The organism is Vibrio sp. Vb1755 (assembly GCF_033338635.1).
Taxonomy (GTDB): domain Bacteria; phylum Pseudomonadota; class Gammaproteobacteria; order Enterobacterales; family Vibrionaceae; genus Vibrio; species Vibrio alginolyticus.
In genome coordinates, this window is sequence record NZ_JAWOTA010000005.1 from 1 (window position 1) to 18,172 (window position 18,172).

Sequence of the window (18,172 nt, forward strand, 5' to 3'; positions counted from 1 at the left end):
ACCTTGGAATACAACACAGGCTCCGGTTGGGTTGCAGTGCCAAACGATGGCGTAGTAACGGTGCCAGCAGGGCAAACTGAGTTTGATGTGCGTATTGCTTCCATTGATGACGCGGTGTACGAAGGCCCAGAAGATTTCAGCGTGACGGTGACTGGCATTGGGGCGGTGCAAGGTAGCGATACCGGTACGGCAACGATAGTGGATGACGGCACGGGTCCAGGACCTGATCCGGATGATGACCGTCCAAGCGTGACTATTACCGATGCTGGCACCATTAATGAGGGTGATACGGCGAACTTCAAAGTAACGCTATCGAACGCGTCTGAAGCGGAAACGCAAGTAGAGTTGGGTCTTAATCTCGGCGATACCGAAGTCGGTGACTTAGGCACCTTAGAATACAACACAGGCTCCGGTTGGGTTGCAGTGCCAAACGATGGCGTAGTAACGGTGCCAGCGGGGCAAACTGAGTTTGATGTGCGTATTGCTTCCATTGATGACGCGGTGTACGAAGGCCCAGAAGATTTCAGCGTGACGGTGACTGGCATTGGGGCGGTGCAAGGTAGCGATACCGGTACGGCAACGATAGTGGATGACGGCACGGGTCCAGGACCTGATCCGGATGATGACCGTCCAAGCGTGACTATTACCGATGCTGGCACCATTAATGAGGGTGATACGGCGAACTTCAAAGTAACGCTATCGAACGCGTCTGAAGCGGAAACGCAGTTGGAACTGGGTCTTAATCTTGGTGATACGGAAGCCGGTGACTTAGGCACCTTAGAATACAACACGGGAAGTGGTTGGGTTGCAGTGCCAAACGATGGAGTAGTAACGGTGCCAGCGGGGCAAACCGAGTTTGATGTGCGCATTGCTTCCATTGATGACGCGGTGTACGAAGGCCCTGAAGATTTCAGTGTGACGGTGACTGGCATTGGCGCAGTGCAAGGCAGCGATACGGGGACGGCAACGATAGTGGATGACGGTACGGGTCCAGGACCTGATCCGGATGATGACCGCCCGAATGTGACTATTTCAGACGCTGGCACCATCAATGAGGGTGAGACAGCGAATTTCAAAGTGACGTTGTCGAACGCCTCCGAGTCTACAGTTCAAGTCGAGCTTGGCCTCAACTTAGGTGACACCGAAACCGGTGACTTAGGCACCTTAGAATACAACACCGGAAGCGGTTGGGTGACAGTGCCAAACGATGGCGTAGTAACGGTGCCAGCAGGGCAAACTGAGTTTGATGTGCGCATCGCTTCTATTGATGACGCTGTTTATGAAGGCCCAGAAGATTTCAGTGTGACGGTGACTGGCATTGGCGCAGTGCAAGGTAGCGATACGGGGACAGCAACGATCGTGGACGATGGCACGGGTCCAGGCCCTGATCCGGATGATGACCGCCCGAATGTGACTATTTCAGATGCTGGCACCATCAATGAGGGTGAGACAGCGAACTTCAAAGTGACGCTGTCGAACGCCTCTGAGTCCACTGTTCAAGTCGAGCTAGGCCTGAACTTAGGTGACACAGAAGTTGGAGACTTAGGCACCTTAGAATACAACACAGGCTCCGGTTGGGTGACAGTGCCAAACGATGGCGTGGTGACGGTGCCGGCAGGGCAAACTGAGTTTGATGTGCGCATCGCTGCCATTGATGATGCTGTTTATGAAGGCCCTGAAGATTTCAGTGTGACGGTGACTGGCATTGGCGCAGTGCAAGGTAGCGATACGGGTACGGCGACGATAGTGGATGACGGCAGTGGTCCGGGCCCTGATCCGGATGATGACCGCCCGAATGTGACTATTACCGACGCTGGCACCATCAATGAGGGTGAGACAGCCAACTTCAAAGTGACGTTGTCGAACGCCTCCGAGTCCACTGTTCAAGTCGAGCTAGGCCTGAACTTAGGTGACACCGAAGTTGGAGACTTAGGCACCTTAGAATACAACACAGGCTCCGGTTGGGTGACAGTGCCAAACGATGGCGTGGTGACGGTGCCGGCAGGGCAAACTGAGTTTGATGTGCGCATCGCTGCCATTGATGACGCGGTGTACGAAGGCCCAGAAGATTTCAGTGTGACAGTGACTGGCATTGGCGCAGTGCAAGGCAGCGATACCGGTACGGCAACGATTATTGATAATGATGCTCCTCCTTCTATTTCAAATGTTGTGAATGCAGTTGTTTCGGAAGAAGGTTTAGCTAATGGCATCCCTGATAATACAGGATCACCTTCAGACACCACTAACTCCGCAAGTTTCTCAGGAACATTCACAGTTGCCGATCCAGACACGGCGAATGTTTCAGTGGTATTGGCAGGCCCTAACAACCTAACATCAGGAGGGGAGCCTATATCGTGGACGTGGGACAACAGTACTCAAACGCTGACTGCGAAAACTGCTCACCTGAGCGTTGTTGCTACTGTTATGCTGAGCGAGCCTTCAGCTTCAGGTCAAGGCTCTTGGGACTATACTATTACTCTGTTTGAGCCACTTGATCATCCTGTTAATGATGTGGAAGACATCATCAACTTTGATTTACAGATTTCTGTAAGTGATGGACAAACAACAACATCTCAAAGCTTAAATGTGGCCGTTGAAGATGATTGCCCATACGTGCCTGTTGTTGTTCAACCCGTCGATGTGTCGCTTACTGGTGCACCTAACGTTCTGACAGGGCGCATAGATTTTGCAGGAAGTGAGGCAGACGCAACCAGTCGAACATTTGGGGACGTTGTTGTGACTGCAAACGGTTTTGTGTCTGACGAATCTGTGATGCTGGGAACAGCTGAAATCAATCAATCATCAGAAGGGATTGGCGTTAAAAGTTCTGGTAACAACGGCTTCCAATTAGAAAACGAAGTCGATTATCGATTCGCGGGTAATGAGGGTGTATCAGAGCAGTTAATCATAGACTTAGGCAATAAAGTTGCTTACGGAGCAGAAATAGAATTTGAGAAAATGTTTGGTGGTGAACTTGAGAAAGGAATCGCATCTTTTTATAGAGATGGTGTATTAATTGCTCAGCAATCGTTCAGCTCTGACGCAAGCAGTGGTGATTACGCGGCAAATTTCAATGTTCAACAGGGAGGCTTTGATAAAATCATCCTCGAGGCGACCAGTAATGGCAATGGCCCGGATACTGAAGACAACAGTGACTTTACCGTTAAATCAATAACCTTTACAGGTGCGTACTCTGGCGTGCCAATTGCTAGTGCGGATGGGAACCTCGGTGCTGTATATGGAGCTGATGGCCCTGGTTCTATAGTCTTAAATGGAGGTGAGGCTGGTTTAGAGACTCTAGATGGTAAAGACGTGTTGATATACGTTGATCCACAAAACTCTAATAGACTGATTGCAGAGGCTGATGGAGAGCTTGCATTCGAAGTTCAACTTACACCTAGCACTGGAAAATGGGAGTTCTTCCAATACTTACCTTTGACCTCACCTTATGGCGATGGGGATATCGATTTTAACTACACGATTACTGATAATGATGGAGACAGTAAAACGGGGTACTTTTCTGTCAACCCTTACGCCCCACCAATCGTAGAAGGTGTAACTCTAAACGTTTCTGAGGAAGGCTTAAGCAACGCCATTGCTGATGACTCTGCTCTAAACGGCTTTGATGACACAACTGACTCGAGTACTGATGTAGAACAATTGACGCTGGGTCAAACCGTTGATTCTGTTACGCTCAGTGAACCATCTACAGCTCTTACTAGTAACGGTATCTCTGTAACGTGGACGTTATCAAATAACGACCAAATGCTTATCGGTTCAGCGAACGGTGAAGAGGTTATCAAAATATCAGTCAATGATACTGGAGTGGTATCTACGGAGCTTCTTGGTCCGATTGATCACTCCAACCCATCTGGAGAAGACACCTTAAATATTGAGGTGCCTGTGCTTGTCTCGAATGCTCGTGGTCTTACTAACTCCACAACGGTCAACGTTATTGTGGAAGATGACTCACCAGATTCTGCATCTATTATTCACGATGTAGTTGCAGAAACTAAAGAAAGTGCCAACGTTCAGCTCATAATGGATGTCTCGGGTTCTATGCGAACGGATAATCGCTTGCAGATAATGAAAGATTCGGCAACTCAGTTATTGAATCAATATGAGTCTATCGGTCAAACGCGAGTTCAAATTATTACTTATAGCAGTACAGCATCCACTTACGCTATAGGTGCTGCGACGTGGCTGACGGTCGAGGAGGCCAAAGCGTATATTGAGACGCTAACTGCGGGTGGCGCGACTAACTATAACAACGCGCTAAATGAAGCAAAACAGTCATGGGATGATGTAGGTAAGTTAACCAGTGCGTCGAATGTTAGTTACTTCTTGTCAGATGGTCAGCCAAACCCTGCGTCATCATTTATAAACGACGCTCGCGAGCAGAGTTGGATTGATCACCTAACCGATCCTGATAATCAGATAACAGCCCTAGCGTATGGTATGGGCGTTAATCTTATGCCGGAGCAATTAGATCGCGTAGCATATGATGGCTTTTTGAATCAAGACCTTGATGGTGTTGTGGTTCCTGACGTAACTCAATTACCTCCGGTTATGTTGCAGTCAGTGATTCAACCTGTTGGGGGGAACTTGATGTATACCACTTCTCCAGATACAGGTATTGGTGCAGATGGTGGTTATATTAGCGAAATAGAACATGACGGTGTCACTTATTCGTTTGATGGTTCAGACCTAATAGTAACTGACAATAACGATGGTATTTCGCATGCATTTGACGACACAACGATGCAGCTTACTATCTATATCGACAGCAAACATACTCTGGAAATCGACTTAAACGATGGTGCGTATGCATTTTATGGTGCGGTGGGTGATGCAGTTGAAACGTTAGACTTCGATTATGTATTGACGGATAACGATGGTGATCAAAGTGAGAACACCCTGCAATTCGTTATTGATGAAAACGGAGGAGTAAATGCTTCAAGTAATGGCTCTGCAAATATTATTGAAGCTGAAGTGGACGTAAGTCATGACATCTTGATCGGTAATGATAACGAGGCAGATGTCTTTAAATGGGTCAACGACTCCTTGGATACAGGAACAGATCTAATTAGAGGTTTTGAGAGAGATTTGGACACCTTAGATCTGAGTGAAGTCGTTGAAGATGCAGGGCACAATACGATAGAAGAACTTCTCAATAGTATTGACTTGAACATTGATGGCGATGACTTATCTCTAGAAATAACCCATAACGATGGAAACTCAATTCAAACTATCGTAATAGAAAACGGGGCGACAGAGTTTAGTGATTTAATCGTGGGAAATGCGGACTTTGAGAGAGATGTGTTATCCGCACTGACTAAGGTTAACTTAGAGCCATAATGAAAAAGGGCCAGTAGGCCCTTTTCTTCTGCTTTGTCTTACTTATTCGTAGCCTAAAGCACTTTACATGCAAAACCTTTTAAGTAGAAACCTTCTGGATATGCTGTATCGGTTGGGTGGTCAGCGGCTTGTTCAAAACGCTCCACAAACTTTACTTGGCGGTTAGCGTCTACGGCTGCATCAGCGATGATTTTCTGGAACAGAACTTGATCCATCAAGCCAGAGCACGAGTAGGTCAGTAGCGTGCCGCCCGGTTTTAGAATTTGCATTGCAAGCATGTTGATGTCTTTGTAACCACGACATGCGCCGTTTAGTTGTGCTTTGCTCTCTGCGAACTTCGGTGGGTCCATAATAACCACATCGAACTGAGTTCCTTGATCACGATACTCACGAAGTAGCTTAAACACGTCTGCATTTAGGAACACGGCACGCTTCTTCGAAATATCAAACTCGTTTAGCTCTGCGTTGAATTTTGCGGTATCTAAAGCAGGTTGCGACACGTCAGCGTTAATCACACGCTTTGCATCACCTTTTAGAGCGTAAAGTCCGAAGCCACCTGTGTAAGAGAAGCAGTTAAGAACTTCTTTGCCTTTCATATATTTCATCGCTTGCTGGCGACTATCACGTTGATCTAGGTAGAAACCTGTTTTGTGTCCGCCAACGATATCTACACTAATCTTTACGCCATTTTCTTCGATGACGACCGATTTAGGTGGCTCTTCGCCGTGCAAAACGCCCGTGCTCTCTTTTAAACCTTCTTTTTTACGAACGGCCACGTCAGAGCGCTCGTACACATTACAATCAGGGAAGCACTCAACCAGAGCGTCAACAATAGCCTGCTTATTGTGTTCTGCGCCAGCACTGAGAAGTTGGCACACAAAGAAATTTTGGTAACGGTCGATCGTAACGCCAGGTAAGCCGTCAGACTCTGCTGCGATAAGGCGATAACCCGTAAGGCCATCACGTTTGATAATGTCGTCACGAAGAAGTTGTGCGTCTTTAAGTCGTTTAACGAAAAACGCGGTGTCGATTTCTTCTTTATCAAAACTCCAAATACGAGCACGAATTTGTGAAGCTGGCGAATATGCCGCCTTAGCTAGCCATTTACCGTCGTGAGTGAATACATCAACCGTTTCGCCAAGAGCAGGTTCGCCCTCAACTTTGTTGATGCCTCGAGAGAAGATCCAAGGGTGCTTGCGCTTGACCGATTTCTCACGACCTTTAACCAAATAGATAGCAGCTGTCATTTCATTAGCTCTTGTTGAATTTTGAAAGGGGCGTATTGTCCGGGATGTAAATGGTAAAAGCAATATCCCTCGGCAATCCAGTACATTGTAGTGACTTTTAAATACAAAAAAGGTCATAAAGTGACCCTTTTATTGAATTTGCTGTAATAGATTCCGTTGCTATGCTTTAAGTCCAGTAAGTAGTGCTTCCATTGTGTCGCTTTGCTTACGCAGTTGATCAACGTTTTGTGAAGTCGTGCTTATCATATTGCACACGTTATCTGCTTGAACTCGAATTTCTTCAACGCTTGAGGCGATATTGTCCGCGACTACACCTTGCTCTTCAGCTGCTGTTGCAATTTGAATGCTACTGTCGGAGATAGTTTGATTTTTATCTGCCAAAGAGCCGATTTCGTGATTCACTTCCGTCATGAGGTTTTGTCCCTCATTTGCATTATTAACTGTCACTTCCATCAGCTTAGTAAGCGACTGGCTGTTACGCTGTAACGATTCAATCATCGTTTGGATTTCAACTGTCGCTTGCTGAGTGCGCCCCGCAAGAGCGCGAACCTCATCCGCAACGACCGCAAATCCACGACCTTGTTCTCCAGCACGTGCTGCTTCAATGGCTGCGTTCAATGCAAGTAGGTTAGTTTGCTCGGAAATCCCATTAATGGTTGTCACTACTTCATCAATTTGTGCTGCATTGGCATCTAACTCGGCAACGGCTTGAGACGCAGATTGAATCTCATTAGAAAGGTTCGAAATCGAGTGAAGCGTATTCTCAACTTTCACTTGTCCAGACTGAGCCACGTTACGTGCATCATCGGTTTGCGTGCTTGAATCGTGAGCTAGTGTCGCGACTTCTCGAATCGTTGATGCCATCTGTTCAGTTGCACTCGCAAGAGAGTTGAGGTGTTCCTGCTGAGTCGCTGAAATATCTGAACTGTGATGAATCGATTGATTCAGATCTGAGCTAATTTGTTGCATTAAAGCCACAGACTCTTGAATCGACAGCACCATTTGTTGCTCTCGTTCTGCAACTTTGTCTATCGTAATAGCAATTTCACTAAACTCGTCGCGAACAGGGAAGAAGTTCATTCTCGCAGTTAGGTCGCCACCAGCAAGAGTGTTTAATGCTTTGTTCATCGTGAACATCGCGCCGCCAATAAACGTCATGATGTAGTAAACGCCAAGAGCGAGAATAAACAAGCTCACACAGATGATGCTCACTTGAGTCGTTGATAGGGCAGTCCATAAAGAAAGTTCATGGTTCGCAACCAAACTGTACGCACCATTTAAAACAGACACGGATTGCGGACCAGAGCCAATAGAAACGGTTTCTGAACCCGCAATGAGGCTTGCTACTTGAGATTGAGAAAGATTGCCTGCCTCTATCAGACCTTTCATAAGCATGAGCTCTTCTTGGTACATACTTGAGATCAGTGTATTAGCCGCGCTATTAAGGACGAGAGTGAGAATGACTAAAGCAAGAAGAGGGAGAACGAAGAGCAAATAGAACTTTTCTTGAATCTTTAAGTGAATGAGATACTTATCAATCCAGCGGAATGGAATTTCTTTCATAATTATAATAACCGTGCAAAAACCCACTATCCTTAGTGGGGTGAATAGACGAAAAGAATATATCACTCAGTAAAAAGAAGCGGTACAAAGATGAACGTAAAGTGTGAGAGATTTATAGTAAAAGGTCATGTTCAAGGCGTGGGCTTTCGTTACCATACTTCCCATCAAGGATTGAAGCTAGGGTTAACAGGTTATGCGAAGAACCTAAACAATGGTGATGTTGAAGTGATGGCGTGTGGAACAGACGCGCAAATAGTTGCGTTTTCGAAATGGTTACAAGAAGGACCGCGAACGGCAACAGTAGAGCATGTGATGCAGGAGCCTGCGTCGTATAAGCCGTTACGCGGTTTTAAAATTTTATGAATCTACAAGCATTTAGCTGGCTTTGGTAGGCCGGCTAATTTGGTTGCTTGTTTGGCTGGCCCCTTTTTAAACAGCTTGAATAGATACTTACTATTACCTTTTTCTGGGCCGTGCGCTTTTTCCATCGCTTTCACAAGCATACGCACTGCAGGGGAGGTATTAAACTCTTCATAAAAGTCTCGCACAAAATGCACAACTTCCAAATGAGCATCCGTAAGCTCGATGTCTTCTTCTTTTGCTAAAAGCTCAATCATACCTTCTTCCCATTGAGTATGATCCAATAAGTAGCCTTGAGCATCCGTTTCAATTTCTTTGCCGTTGTAAACGAACATAACGTTTTATCCGTTAAGTAAACATGGATGTTTATAGATTAGCGACAGCCGAGAATGTTCTCAACAAAAGAATCTCGAAGTCGTATCGAGCGAATCAAAAGCGTACAAAATGGTGAGTGTTTTTGACTGAGCTAGGCACTTTGATAGAAATGCTCTTTTATTCAAATAAATAGGAAACTATTCAGTTTGTTAGAAATTTTACGGGGTGAGTACCAACGAAATTGCATGGATATCCAGGCTTATTCATTTTTGTTTTGGTTTTTTCTTGGCTACTTGTCTGATTATGGGATTTTATGGGTGAATGAATAGCTGACAACGTTGTGTTTGTTTTCATAGACCGATATTCTCATTGGATTAATGAAAGCCTGTATTCAGGTTAGAAACAACAATGATGACAAGGAGTTAGTCATGTCGAAACAACGTTACATTGAGATTAATGACAATGTAAAATCCACTTGGTCCATCGAGCGAATTTGGCAACTTGCAGAATCCTTACCTGTAGAAGAAATTGCGATTGCTGATATAAAAGGCCCAAATGAAGTGACTTGGTTTAGTCATGAAGGGCCACAGCCAACCTGTCGTGAAATTGCAAAACATTGCCAACGAATCAACAATGCTGATTTGTCGTATCCGGTAATCTTAACCAGTGACTATCGTGTTTTTGACGGTATGCACCGAATCGCCAAGCAAATCATGTTAGGAGAGGAAACGATTAAAGTGAGACGCTTTAGAGAAAACCCAGAAGCTGACGAAGTTATCGAGTTGGCGGTAGACCAAGCGTAACAAACTGAATTACTTGCAAAGAAAAAGCCCGAAGGAATTACCTTCGGGCTTTTTGATTCTACTTAACGAGAAACGATTAATCGTCGTTCATGATGCCTAGAATGCTTAGTAGGCTGATGAAGATGTTGTAGATTGATACATACAAAGTTACTGTCGCAGAGATGTAGTTTGTTTCACCGCCACGAATAATGCTTTGTGTTGTCATCAGGATCGCCATAGTAGAGAAAATGATAAACAAGCTGCTCAACGCCAAGTGTAAAAGGGTTGATTGAATAAAGAAGCTTGCAATCATGCCCACAACCAGCACAACAAATAGTGATAGCATTAAGCCACCCATCATCGATAGGTCACGTTTCGTTGTTAGTGCGTATGCCGATGCTGCCATGAAAGATAGTGCCGTACCACCGAGTGCGGTTAATACGATATCGCCCATGCCTGCACCTATGTACATGTTTAGAATAGGGCCAACGGTGTAACCTAAGAAGCCAGTAAATAGGAACGTAAACACAAGGCCAAGACTGTTGTTACGGTTTTTCTCTGTTAAGAATAATAGGCCGTAGAAACCAACCAGCATTAGGATGATACCTGGATGTGGAAGGTTAAATGCCATTGCAACGCCAGCAACGACTGCCGACCATAAAAGTGTCATTGAAAGTAGAGCGTAAGTATTACGCAATACTTTGTTCGTTTGTAGAGCACTTTCTTGAGTTGAAGTGCGGGTAAACATTGGACTGTTCATAATCTTCCTCGATAAGAGACTTTCTTTTAAGTACATTTATGGGATTGAAAGTTCAAAAAATCAAGCCCTAACCATACGTAACTTAGATAAAATAATAATAGAAATAAGATGTTATGTATTTGGCAACTTGTAACACAATATTACTGACTAGCATAGCTATATTGATTCTTACACAGATTTTTGAATTTAGTAACAAAAAGCACTGGCTTCATAGAAACCAGTGCTTTTTTATGTCGATTCGGCTAAATCTTAGTGGTGTAAGATTTGCGCTAGGAAGTTTTGGGTCCTATCCGATTGAGGATTCTCAAAGAAGTCGACCGGGTTGTTTTCTTCGATGATCTCTCCTGCGTCCATGAATATCACGCGATCGGCAACCTCTTTAGCAAAGCCCATTTCATGTGTCACACATAGCATAGTCATGCCTTCCTCGGCGAGTTCGACCATTACATCCAGTACTTCGCGAACCATTTCCGGGTCGAGTGCAGATGTTGGCTCATCAAAAAGCATGACTTTAGGGTTCATACACAAAGAGCGAGCAATCGCCACACGTTGCTGCTGACCACCAGACAACTGACCGGGATACTTCTCCGCTTGGTCTGGAATTTTTACACGTTCCAGATATTTCATCGCAACTGCTTCTGCCTCATCTTTTGGCATCTTCTTCACCCAGATAGGCGCGAGCGTACAGTTTTCCAGTACGGTTAAATGAGGGAAGAGATTAAAGTGTTGAAAGCACATGCCCACTTCTCGGCGCACTGCTTCAATGTTCTTTAAGTCTTCAGTTAATTCCGTACCAGAGACGTAAATGCTGCCTGCTTGGTGCTCTTCAAGACGGTTAATACAGCGAATCATCGTTGATTTTCCCGACCCTGATGGACCACAGATAACGATTTTCTCGCCGCGCTTAACGTCGAGGTTAATATTTTTTAGTACGTGAAACTCACCATACCATTTATTCATGTCCTTCAATTGGATCATGTAGTCTTGTTGTTGCGTCATAATACGTCCTTGATCTTGATGAGTTATCGTTTGTGACCGGTATGAAGTTTGTTTTCAAGCCATATCGAATAGCGTGACATGCCAAAACAAAATACCCAAAACACTAACGCGACAAATACATAACTTTCTGTAGCAAAGCCTAACCATTCAGGGTCGGTGTTTGCTGCTTGCCCTATACCGAGTACGTCAAACATACCAATGATGAGTACCAAACTGGTGTCTTTAAACAAACCGATGAAGGTGTTCACGATAGAAGGAATAGTAATCTTTAGCGCCTGTGGCAAGATAATCAGCCCAGTCTTTTTCCAGTAACTTAACCCAAGCGCATCAGCGGCTTCATATTGACCTTTCGGAATGGCTTGTAGACCACCGCGTACCACTTCTGCCATGTAAGCGGAGGCAAACATAACCACACCTATAAGGGCGCGAATCAGTTTATCTGTCTCTGAGCCTTCAGACATAAACAATGGAAGCATAACCGAAGCCATGAACAAAACCGTAATCAGAGGAACGCCACGCCAAACTTCAATGTAGACGGTACAAATGCTGCGAATGATCGGCATCTCTGAACGTCTACCAAGCGCAAGCACCACACCAATTGGCAATGAAACTACGATACCAACTAGCGCAATAATGAGTGTAACGAGTAGTCCACCCCACTTGTGTGTATCGACCACTTCTAGTCCAAAGACACCACCGTATAACAGCCCAGCGATGATGAATGGGTAGATGTTTACGAAGAAAAGCCAAATCCACATCCGTTTCGGTGTCTTCTCATACGCGAGTAAAACAGTAAATATGGCCAATGTGATATAGAAAAGGCGAGGGCGCCATAGTTCGGACTCTGGATAAAAACCATACATGAACTGCTCCCAGCGCACGCTGATAAATACCCAGCAAGCACCATCTCGGCTACAGTCGTCACGCGTTGAGCCAATCCAGTCTGCGTTAATAAACGCCCAATCCACGATATACCATATTGCAGTTACGACAATATACGCAAGAATGACAGTAACAATGGAATTGATAGGGCCATTAAATAGATTTTTCCGCATCCAACCAACGAAGCCTACAGTATTGGCGGGTGGTGGGAGATCCGGTTGAAATTGATGAGTACTCATATTATCTCTCCACCAGCGCGACTTTACGGTTATACAAGTTCATTAATGCAGACGTAATCAGACTTAATGTCAAGTACACGCCCATCGTCATCGCAATGATCTCAATCGCTTGTCCCGTTTGGTTCAGGGTAGTACCAGCAAACACAGAGACAAGATCTGGGTAACCAATCGCCATCGCTAACGATGAGTTTTTGGTGAGGTTGAGATATTGACTGGTTAAAGGTGGAATAATAATTCGTAACGCTTGAGGAATGACAACAAGCTTTAAAGTTTTCGAGCGTGGTAAGCCTAGCGACATCGCTGCTTCGGTTTGACCATGGCTAACCGCATTAATACCAGAGCGCACAATCTCAGCAATGAAAGAAGCTGTATAAACACTCAATGCCAAAAGTAGCGCAGCCAATTCAGGAATAATGCTAATACCACCTCGGAAGTTAAACCCTTTTAGTTCAGGATAATTCAGTGAAATTGGCATACCAGCAAGGAAGTACACAACCAATGGAAGGCCAACAACTAAACCCAAAACTATTCTTCCCATTGGGGTTTGTTGCCCAGTGAGACGTTGCTTATTATTCGCCCATACATTAATTAATAAGCTTGCGATTACCCCGAAGATTAACGCGGCAATAACGTAGCTACTGCCGGGTTCCATAGTCGGTGCAGGGAAATATAAGCCACGAACGTTCAGGAAAATAGCTTCACCAAGACTTAAGCTTTGGCGTGGTGAGGGTAATGCTTGAAGAACAGCGAAATACCAGAAGAATATTTGCAGAAGAAGGGGGATATTTCGGAAAGTTTCGATATAAACTGCCGCTAAACGACTAACTAACCAGTTAGAAGAAAGGCGGGCAACCCCCATGGTAAAGCCAATCACAGTAGCCAGAATAATACCTAATACGGAGACTAACGCCGTATTAAGAAGGCCGATGATAAATGTTCTACCGTAAGAGTACGTTTCATCGTATTCAATTAGTGTTAACCCAATACCAAACCCGGCTTCTTGATTCAGAAAACCGAAGCCCGTTGCAATACCACGAGCATCTAAGTTATTGAGAGCGTTGTTTACAATCGTGTAAAAGAAAAATACCAGTGCAGCAATGGCAATGATCTGGAAAATAGCAGAACGAAAGGCAGGATTATAAATCAGGCTCTTGCTTCCGCTTGGTTTGGACATCGTACTTGGCGATGCATCTTGTGTCGGTTTCATACAGCGATAACCTCAAACCTTAGTTATAGATATCGGCCTGTATAAAGAAGTTTCGTCCTTGCTGGCTAAAGAATAACGCTCTCATGTCTGGTGACTTACGAACCTTTAAAGCCGTTCCACCAAGCGAGCGCTTTTCGCCATCCAATGAGCGATCCTTACTCATACAGTGAGATATAATCAAGAAAAAGGGCGGCATGAACCGCCCTGATTAACTCTTTCTATCGGATTGGTGGCGCGTACATAAAGCCGCCCGCATTCCATAGCGCATTAACGCCACGAGAGATTTCTAACGGCGAACCAGTACCGACTGTACGCTCGAAGCTTTCACCATAATTACCAACTTGTTTGATAACTTGGTAGCCCCAATCATCACGAATACCCAAACCTTTGCCTTTAGGGCCATCAACACCGAGGATACGTTTGATGTTTGGATCTGTTGACTTCAGCATTTCATCCGCATTCTTCGAACTAATACCGTATTCTTCAGCGTTAATCATCGCAGACAATGTCCACTTAGCGATGTTAAACCATTGATCATCGCCTTGACGAACGACTGGACCTAGTGGCTCTTTAGAGATGATTTCTGGAAGAACGGCCGCAGAGGACGGATCTTTCAAATTCAAACGTAGTGCATAAAGGCCAGATTGGTCAGTTGTTAATACGTCACAGCGTCCCGCATCAAAACCTTTCGAAGTTTGCGCCGCTGTGTCGAATACCACTGGTTTGTACGCCATGCCTTGGTTGCGGAAATAATCTGCAAGGTTTAGCTCGGTTGTTGTACCTGATTGAACACATACCGACGCACCATCAAGCTCTTTAGCACTTGAGATACCAAGTTCCTTCTTCACCATAAAACCTTGACCATCGTAGTAGTTCACACCTACGAAGTTTAGGCCCAGTGCAGTGTCACGGTGGAGAGTCCAGGTCGTGTTACGGGAAAGCACATCAATCTCACCAGATTGAAGCGCAGTGAAACGTTCTTTTGCGGTTAGGGGTACATATTTAACTTTCGTTTTATCCCCAAGAACGGCTGCAGCCAGTGCTTGGCAATATTCTACGTCGATACCTTCCCATTCGCCTTTTGAGTTAGGGTTAGAGAAACCAGGTAGACCGGTACTTACGCCACAAGTAAGAAAGCCTTGTTTTGTGACTTTGTCCAGAGTAGTGTCTGCTGCTTGAGCTGATGTTGCCATCATCGCAGTAGAAGCCGCTACGACGGAAGCAAGAACTGTGAGTTTATTTGCCATTTGTATCCTTCCTGTATGATCCATGTTTAATCAGGAGTGACCTGAAATAACGTGTCCAATTCGTTAGAGTTATCGTCCTACGTGATTGATTTTCGAAGAAACGGCATTCGATAGATCAACCAGTTATAAGCGTAGGAAAGGATCTGTTAATTCTCAAATATATAATTTAAATGAAGTTTTGAGAGAACTTACAAAGTGCCTTGAGATTTAGAATGACGAAATGTTAATTGTTTGTAAATAGTGCAATTCATGGACAATTTGGTGCATCAGAACAATCAATAGAAGAGTGAACAATACAAAAGAATAAAAAGTTGTTATTAAAACTGTCATTAGCTGAGCAAGGTGAAGTTCAGTAAAAATTCAAACAAAAATTATTTGTGATACCGAAACAGGGTGATGAGCTTGCCCCATTTTTGGTAGCATGGTCTACAACAGCTAATTAGAGTAATCATGGATTGAAATGCGATATTTTCCTCTGTTCTTAGATTTAATTAATAAACCCGTTCTCGTCGTGGGTGGCGGTGAGGTGGCAAGCCGAAAGGTGGAAGCGTTGCTAAAGGCTGGGGCGGATGTGACTATCGTTTCTCCGACGTTGGTTGATTTTCTGTCTAAGCTTGCTTCTGAGCATCAACTGCGCTGGGTACAACGTTTCTATTCGAGTGACATTGTCACTAAAAACTTTGTTCAAGTGTGGGCGACGACAGACAATCCTGAGCTAAATCACCAAGTGTACAAAGATGCCAAAGAGCTAGGCATCTTGGTTAACGTTGTGGATGATAAGCCTTATTGTGATTTCATCACGCCGTCTATGATTAATCGTGGCCGCATCCAAATCGCAATCTCTAGTGGTGGAGCTTCGCCAGTTTTAATTCGAAACATCCGTGAAAAACTTGAATCGATACTGCCACAAAACATGGGGTTGATGGCGGACTTTGCTAACTCAAAGCGAAACTCAATTAAAGAGGCGCTGCCTAGTGTCGATTTACGCCGCAAGTTTTGGGAGCAATTCTTCTCGAACCCCGAGGTGGAAAACGCGCGAGATAATCGTGAGTTAGAAGCAATTTACCAAGCGACCATGGCAACACCTTTAGATGAAAAGGGAAGTTGTACTTGGGTTCATGTTGGGAAAGATGTTGAGATGTTGCCAATAAAAGCCGTACGCTATATGCAACAAGCGGAGCTGGCTCTGTACTCAACTCGATGTGAAGCGAATGTGTTAGAACTAATACGAAGAGATGCAGAAAGAGAAGCTTTCTCGAGCGCTGCTGAGCTTTCGGATATGCTGGCCAAGGCTAAAGCTGAAAAGCTTCGAATTTGCGTGTTCATACCACAAGGAACGAGCGAATTCGTATTGCTGCAAGGACAGGACTTAGTTATCTAGCAATGCCAAATGCTAAAGTGGATACGTAGTTCGTTACACTAAAGCCAATAAAAAACGCCAGCGGATTATGCGCTGGCGTTTTTATTTACTTCTCAGATTGATTAATCACGGAAGTTGTTAAACTGGAATGGGATACCCATCTCTGCTTCACGAATCGCTGCCATTGTCGCTTGCAGGTCGTCGCGTTTCTTACCGGTAACACGTACTTTGTCGCCTTGAATAGAAGCTTGTACTTTTAACTTTGCGTCTTTGATAAGTTTCACTACTTTTTTCGCCGTTGGAGTATCAATACCTTGGCGGAAAAGCAGAGTTTGGTGCCAGTTTTTACCAGTAACGTCTGGGTCTTGTGCATCCATTGCGTTCGCGTCAATATTACGCTTCGCTAAGTGGCCGCGTAAAATGTCGCGCATTTGCTTAAGTTGGAAGTCACCTTCCGCAGACATTTTTACGTTTTCTTCTACTAGCTCAAAGCTCGCATTTACGTTGCGGAAATCGAAACGAGTAGACAATTCACGGTTAGCATTATCAACGGCGTTACGTAGTTCAACCGTATCGATTTCAGAAACAATATCAAACGATGGCATGAAGATTCCTTGATTATTTTGTTATAGGGACTTTCGGGACTTAACAGCGCTTGCCAGCATATCTAGCATTGTAGCAGTGTCTTCCCAACCTAGGCATGGATCTGTAATAGACTGACCATACGTTAGGTTATTGATGTCAGTCATTGGCTGATTGCCTTCAAGAATAAAGCTTTCTGCCATGATACCCGCAATACGAGTGCTGCCTGACTTAATTTGGTTACAAATGTCTTGAGCTACGTCGATTTGTTTTCTGTGTTGCTTCTGACAGTTTGCATGGCTGAAATCCACAACCAAACGTTGTGGCAATCCAAACTCAGCTAAAGCATCACATGCTTGTTTGACTGATGCTTCATCAAAGTTAGGGCCTTTTTCTCCACCGCGCAGAATAATATGACCGTAAGGGTTGCCACTTGTGCGGTAAACCGTCATTCGACCGTTCTTATCTGGCGAGTAGAAGTAATGCGATGCTTTCGATGCGCGAATTGCATCAATTGCAATTTTTACGTTGCCATTTGTGCCATTTTTGAAACCAACTGGGCAAGATAGTGCCGACGCCATTTCACGGTGAATTTGTGATTCCGTTGTGCGAGCACCAATCGCGCCCCAAGTGATCAAATCCGCGATGTATTGGCCAGTGATCATATCAAGAAACTCAGTAGCAGTCGCAAGACCAAGCTTGTTGATATCCAGTAGTAGTTTACGAGCTTTATGAAGACCAGCTTCAAGTGCGTAAGAACCATCTAGGTTAGGGTCCGTAATCAAACCTTTCCAACCAACTACTGTACGAGGCTTTTCAAAGTAAGTACGCATCACGATAAACAGTTCGTCTTTGTACTTGTCTTGGATTTCACTCAGGCGAGTGGCGTAATCAATGGCAGCTTCAGTGTCGTGAACAGAACACGGACCTACAATCGCAAGAAGGCGATCGTCTTCACCCGATAAAATGTTTTCAATCTGACGACGAGATTGAGCGATACGGTCTGCAACGTCATCCGTAATAGGATGTACACTACCTAGCTCTGCTGGGGTAGGCATTGGACCCAAAGGCTGGGTTCTCAATTCATCTGTTTTTATAGGCATGTTATAGCTTTATTCTCTATTGCGAAGGGGTAAAGATAACGGAATTACAGGCAGGAATAAACCGTTTCACGGGAATCTTCGCCAGGAAATACCGAATTGTATACAAAGGTGTAGGTATTCATTTAAATGACTTATGTATAAATGACAAAACTTGATCATTAAATCAAT

At 44.7% G+C, this 18,172-nt stretch carries 14 protein-coding genes; 4 read left to right on the top strand and 10 right to left on the bottom strand.

The genetic code is table 11. From position 1 onward, the window contains the following. Positions 1 to 5,358: Calx-beta domain-containing protein (locus R7E00_RS06770; RefSeq protein ID WP_318124417.1), on the top strand; the 5,358-nt coding region annotated here is incomplete at its 5' end. 53 nt (positions 5,359 to 5,411) lie between these two features. Here the strand turns inward: R7E00_RS06770 and R7E00_RS06775 are convergent. Continuing rightward, the gene (locus R7E00_RS06775) at positions 5,412 to 6,605 is read right to left on the bottom strand and encodes a class I SAM-dependent methyltransferase (protein ID WP_262606062.1); all 1,194 of its coding nucleotides are present in this window, start codon (positions 6,603 to 6,605) and stop codon (positions 5,412 to 5,414) included. Positions 6,606 to 6,764: 159 nt separating this feature from the next. Further along, complete coding sequence (locus R7E00_RS06780; RefSeq protein ID WP_053304484.1) at positions 6,765 to 8,168, bottom strand: methyl-accepting chemotaxis protein; 1,404 nt, start codon at positions 8,166 to 8,168, stop codon at positions 6,765 to 6,767. A gap of 90 nt (positions 8,169 to 8,258) precedes the next feature. Between R7E00_RS06780 and yccX the strand changes: the two genes are divergently transcribed. Next, a complete protein-coding gene (yccX, locus tag R7E00_RS06785) occupies positions 8,259 to 8,531 on the top strand; it encodes an acylphosphatase (protein ID WP_033905335.1) in 273 nt (90 codons plus the stop codon). Between the two features lie 2 nt (positions 8,532 to 8,533). Here the strand turns inward: yccX and R7E00_RS06790 are convergent, their stop codons facing one another. Then, positions 8,534 to 8,863 carry a TusE/DsrC/DsvC family sulfur relay protein gene (locus tag R7E00_RS06790; protein WP_005377396.1) on the bottom strand — a complete coding sequence of 110 codons (330 nt, stop codon included), beginning with the start codon at positions 8,861 to 8,863 and terminating at the stop codon, positions 8,534 to 8,536. Positions 8,864 to 9,271: 408 nt separating this feature from the next. On the opposite strand from R7E00_RS06790, the gene R7E00_RS06795 reads away from it, so the two are divergent. Next, positions 9,272 to 9,646 (top strand): chromosome partitioning protein ParB, encoded by a 375-nt coding sequence (locus R7E00_RS06795; RefSeq protein WP_042523006.1) that lies wholly within the window; start codon positions 9,272 to 9,274, stop codon positions 9,644 to 9,646. Between the two features lie 76 nt (positions 9,647 to 9,722). On the opposite strand, the gene R7E00_RS06800 is transcribed toward R7E00_RS06795, so the two are convergent. From R7E00_RS06800 to R7E00_RS06820, 5 genes are all read right to left on the bottom strand, one after another. Further along, positions 9,723 to 10,385 (bottom strand): Bax inhibitor-1/YccA family protein, encoded by a 663-nt coding sequence (locus R7E00_RS06800; RefSeq protein ID WP_025766607.1) that lies wholly within the window; start codon positions 10,383 to 10,385, stop codon positions 9,723 to 9,725. Positions 10,386 to 10,634: 249 nt separating this feature from the next. Then, on the bottom strand, positions 10,635 to 11,384 hold the full coding sequence (locus tag R7E00_RS06805; protein ID WP_005377400.1) for an amino acid ABC transporter ATP-binding protein: 750 nt from the start codon (positions 11,382 to 11,384) through the stop codon (positions 10,635 to 10,637). Between the two features lie 23 nt (positions 11,385 to 11,407). Beyond that, the gene (locus tag R7E00_RS06810) at positions 11,408 to 12,505 is read right to left on the bottom strand and encodes an amino acid ABC transporter permease (protein ID WP_005389988.1); all 1,098 of its coding nucleotides are present in this window, start codon (positions 12,503 to 12,505) and stop codon (positions 11,408 to 11,410) included. Position 12,506: 1 nt separating this feature from the next. Next, complete coding sequence (locus R7E00_RS06815; protein ID WP_005377402.1) at positions 12,507 to 13,712, bottom strand: amino acid ABC transporter permease; 1,206 nt, start codon at positions 13,710 to 13,712, stop codon at positions 12,507 to 12,509. A gap of 218 nt (positions 13,713 to 13,930) precedes the next feature. Next, positions 13,931 to 14,959, bottom strand: coding sequence for an amino acid ABC transporter substrate-binding protein (locus R7E00_RS06820; RefSeq protein ID WP_005377403.1), 1,029 nt, complete (start codon positions 14,957 to 14,959; stop codon positions 13,931 to 13,933). Between the two features lie 460 nt (positions 14,960 to 15,419). Here R7E00_RS06820 and R7E00_RS06825 point away from each other — a divergent pair, with 460 nt between their 5' ends. Next, on the top strand, positions 15,420 to 16,340 hold the full coding sequence (locus R7E00_RS06825; protein ID WP_005377406.1) for a bifunctional precorrin-2 dehydrogenase/sirohydrochlorin ferrochelatase: 921 nt from the start codon (positions 15,420 to 15,422) through the stop codon (positions 16,338 to 16,340). A gap of 101 nt (positions 16,341 to 16,441) precedes the next feature. Here the strand turns inward: R7E00_RS06825 and R7E00_RS06830 are convergent, their stop codons facing one another. After that, positions 16,442 to 16,924, bottom strand: a complete 483-nt coding sequence (locus R7E00_RS06830; protein WP_005377415.1) for a YajQ family cyclic di-GMP-binding protein — start codon at positions 16,922 to 16,924, stop codon at positions 16,442 to 16,444. A 21-nt stretch (positions 16,925 to 16,945) separates the two neighbouring features. Next, on the bottom strand, positions 16,946 to 18,004 hold the full coding sequence (locus tag R7E00_RS06835) for a 3-deoxy-7-phosphoheptulonate synthase (protein WP_005390197.1): 1,059 nt from the start codon (positions 18,002 to 18,004) through the stop codon (positions 16,946 to 16,948). Positions 18,005 to 18,172: the final 168 nt, after the last annotated feature.

Bases quoted from the DNA above. Each gene is read 5' to 3' on its own strand.
- R7E00_RS06795 (WP_042523006.1), top strand. From the start codon at position 9,272: ATGTCGAAACAACGTTACATTGAGATTAATGACAATGTAAAATCCACT.
- R7E00_RS06825 (WP_005377406.1), top strand. From the start codon at position 15,420: ATGCGATATTTTCCTCTGTTCTTAGATTTAATTAATAAACCCGTTCTC.
- R7E00_RS06830 (WP_005377415.1), bottom strand. From the start codon at position 16,924: ATGCCATCGTTTGATATTGTTTCTGAAATCGATACGGTTGAACTACGT.
- R7E00_RS06835 (WP_005390197.1), bottom strand. From the start codon at position 18,004: ATGCCTATAAAAACAGATGAATTGAGAACCCAGCCTTTGGGTCCAATG.
- R7E00_RS06780 (WP_053304484.1), bottom strand. From the start codon at position 8,168: ATGAAAGAAATTCCATTCCGCTGGATTGATAAGTATCTCATTCACTTA.
- R7E00_RS06800 (WP_025766607.1), bottom strand. From the start codon at position 10,385: ATGAACAGTCCAATGTTTACCCGCACTTCAACTCAAGAAAGTGCTCTA.
- R7E00_RS06815 (WP_005377402.1), bottom strand. From the start codon at position 13,712: ATGAAACCGACACAAGATGCATCGCCAAGTACGATGTCCAAACCAAGC.
- R7E00_RS06810 (WP_005389988.1), bottom strand. From the start codon at position 12,505: ATGAGTACTCATCAATTTCAACCGGATCTCCCACCACCCGCCAATACT.
- R7E00_RS06820 (WP_005377403.1), bottom strand. From the start codon at position 14,959: ATGGCAAATAAACTCACAGTTCTTGCTTCCGTCGTAGCGGCTTCTACT.
- R7E00_RS06805 (WP_005377400.1), bottom strand. From the start codon at position 11,384: ATGACGCAACAACAAGACTACATGATCCAATTGAAGGACATGAATAAA.
- R7E00_RS06775 (WP_262606062.1), bottom strand. From the start codon at position 6,605: ATGACAGCTGCTATCTATTTGGTTAAAGGTCGTGAGAAATCGGTCAAG.
- yccX (WP_033905335.1), top strand. From the start codon at position 8,259: ATGAACGTAAAGTGTGAGAGATTTATAGTAAAAGGTCATGTTCAAGGC.
- R7E00_RS06790 (WP_005377396.1), bottom strand. From the start codon at position 8,863: ATGTTCGTTTACAACGGCAAAGAAATTGAAACGGATGCTCAAGGCTAC.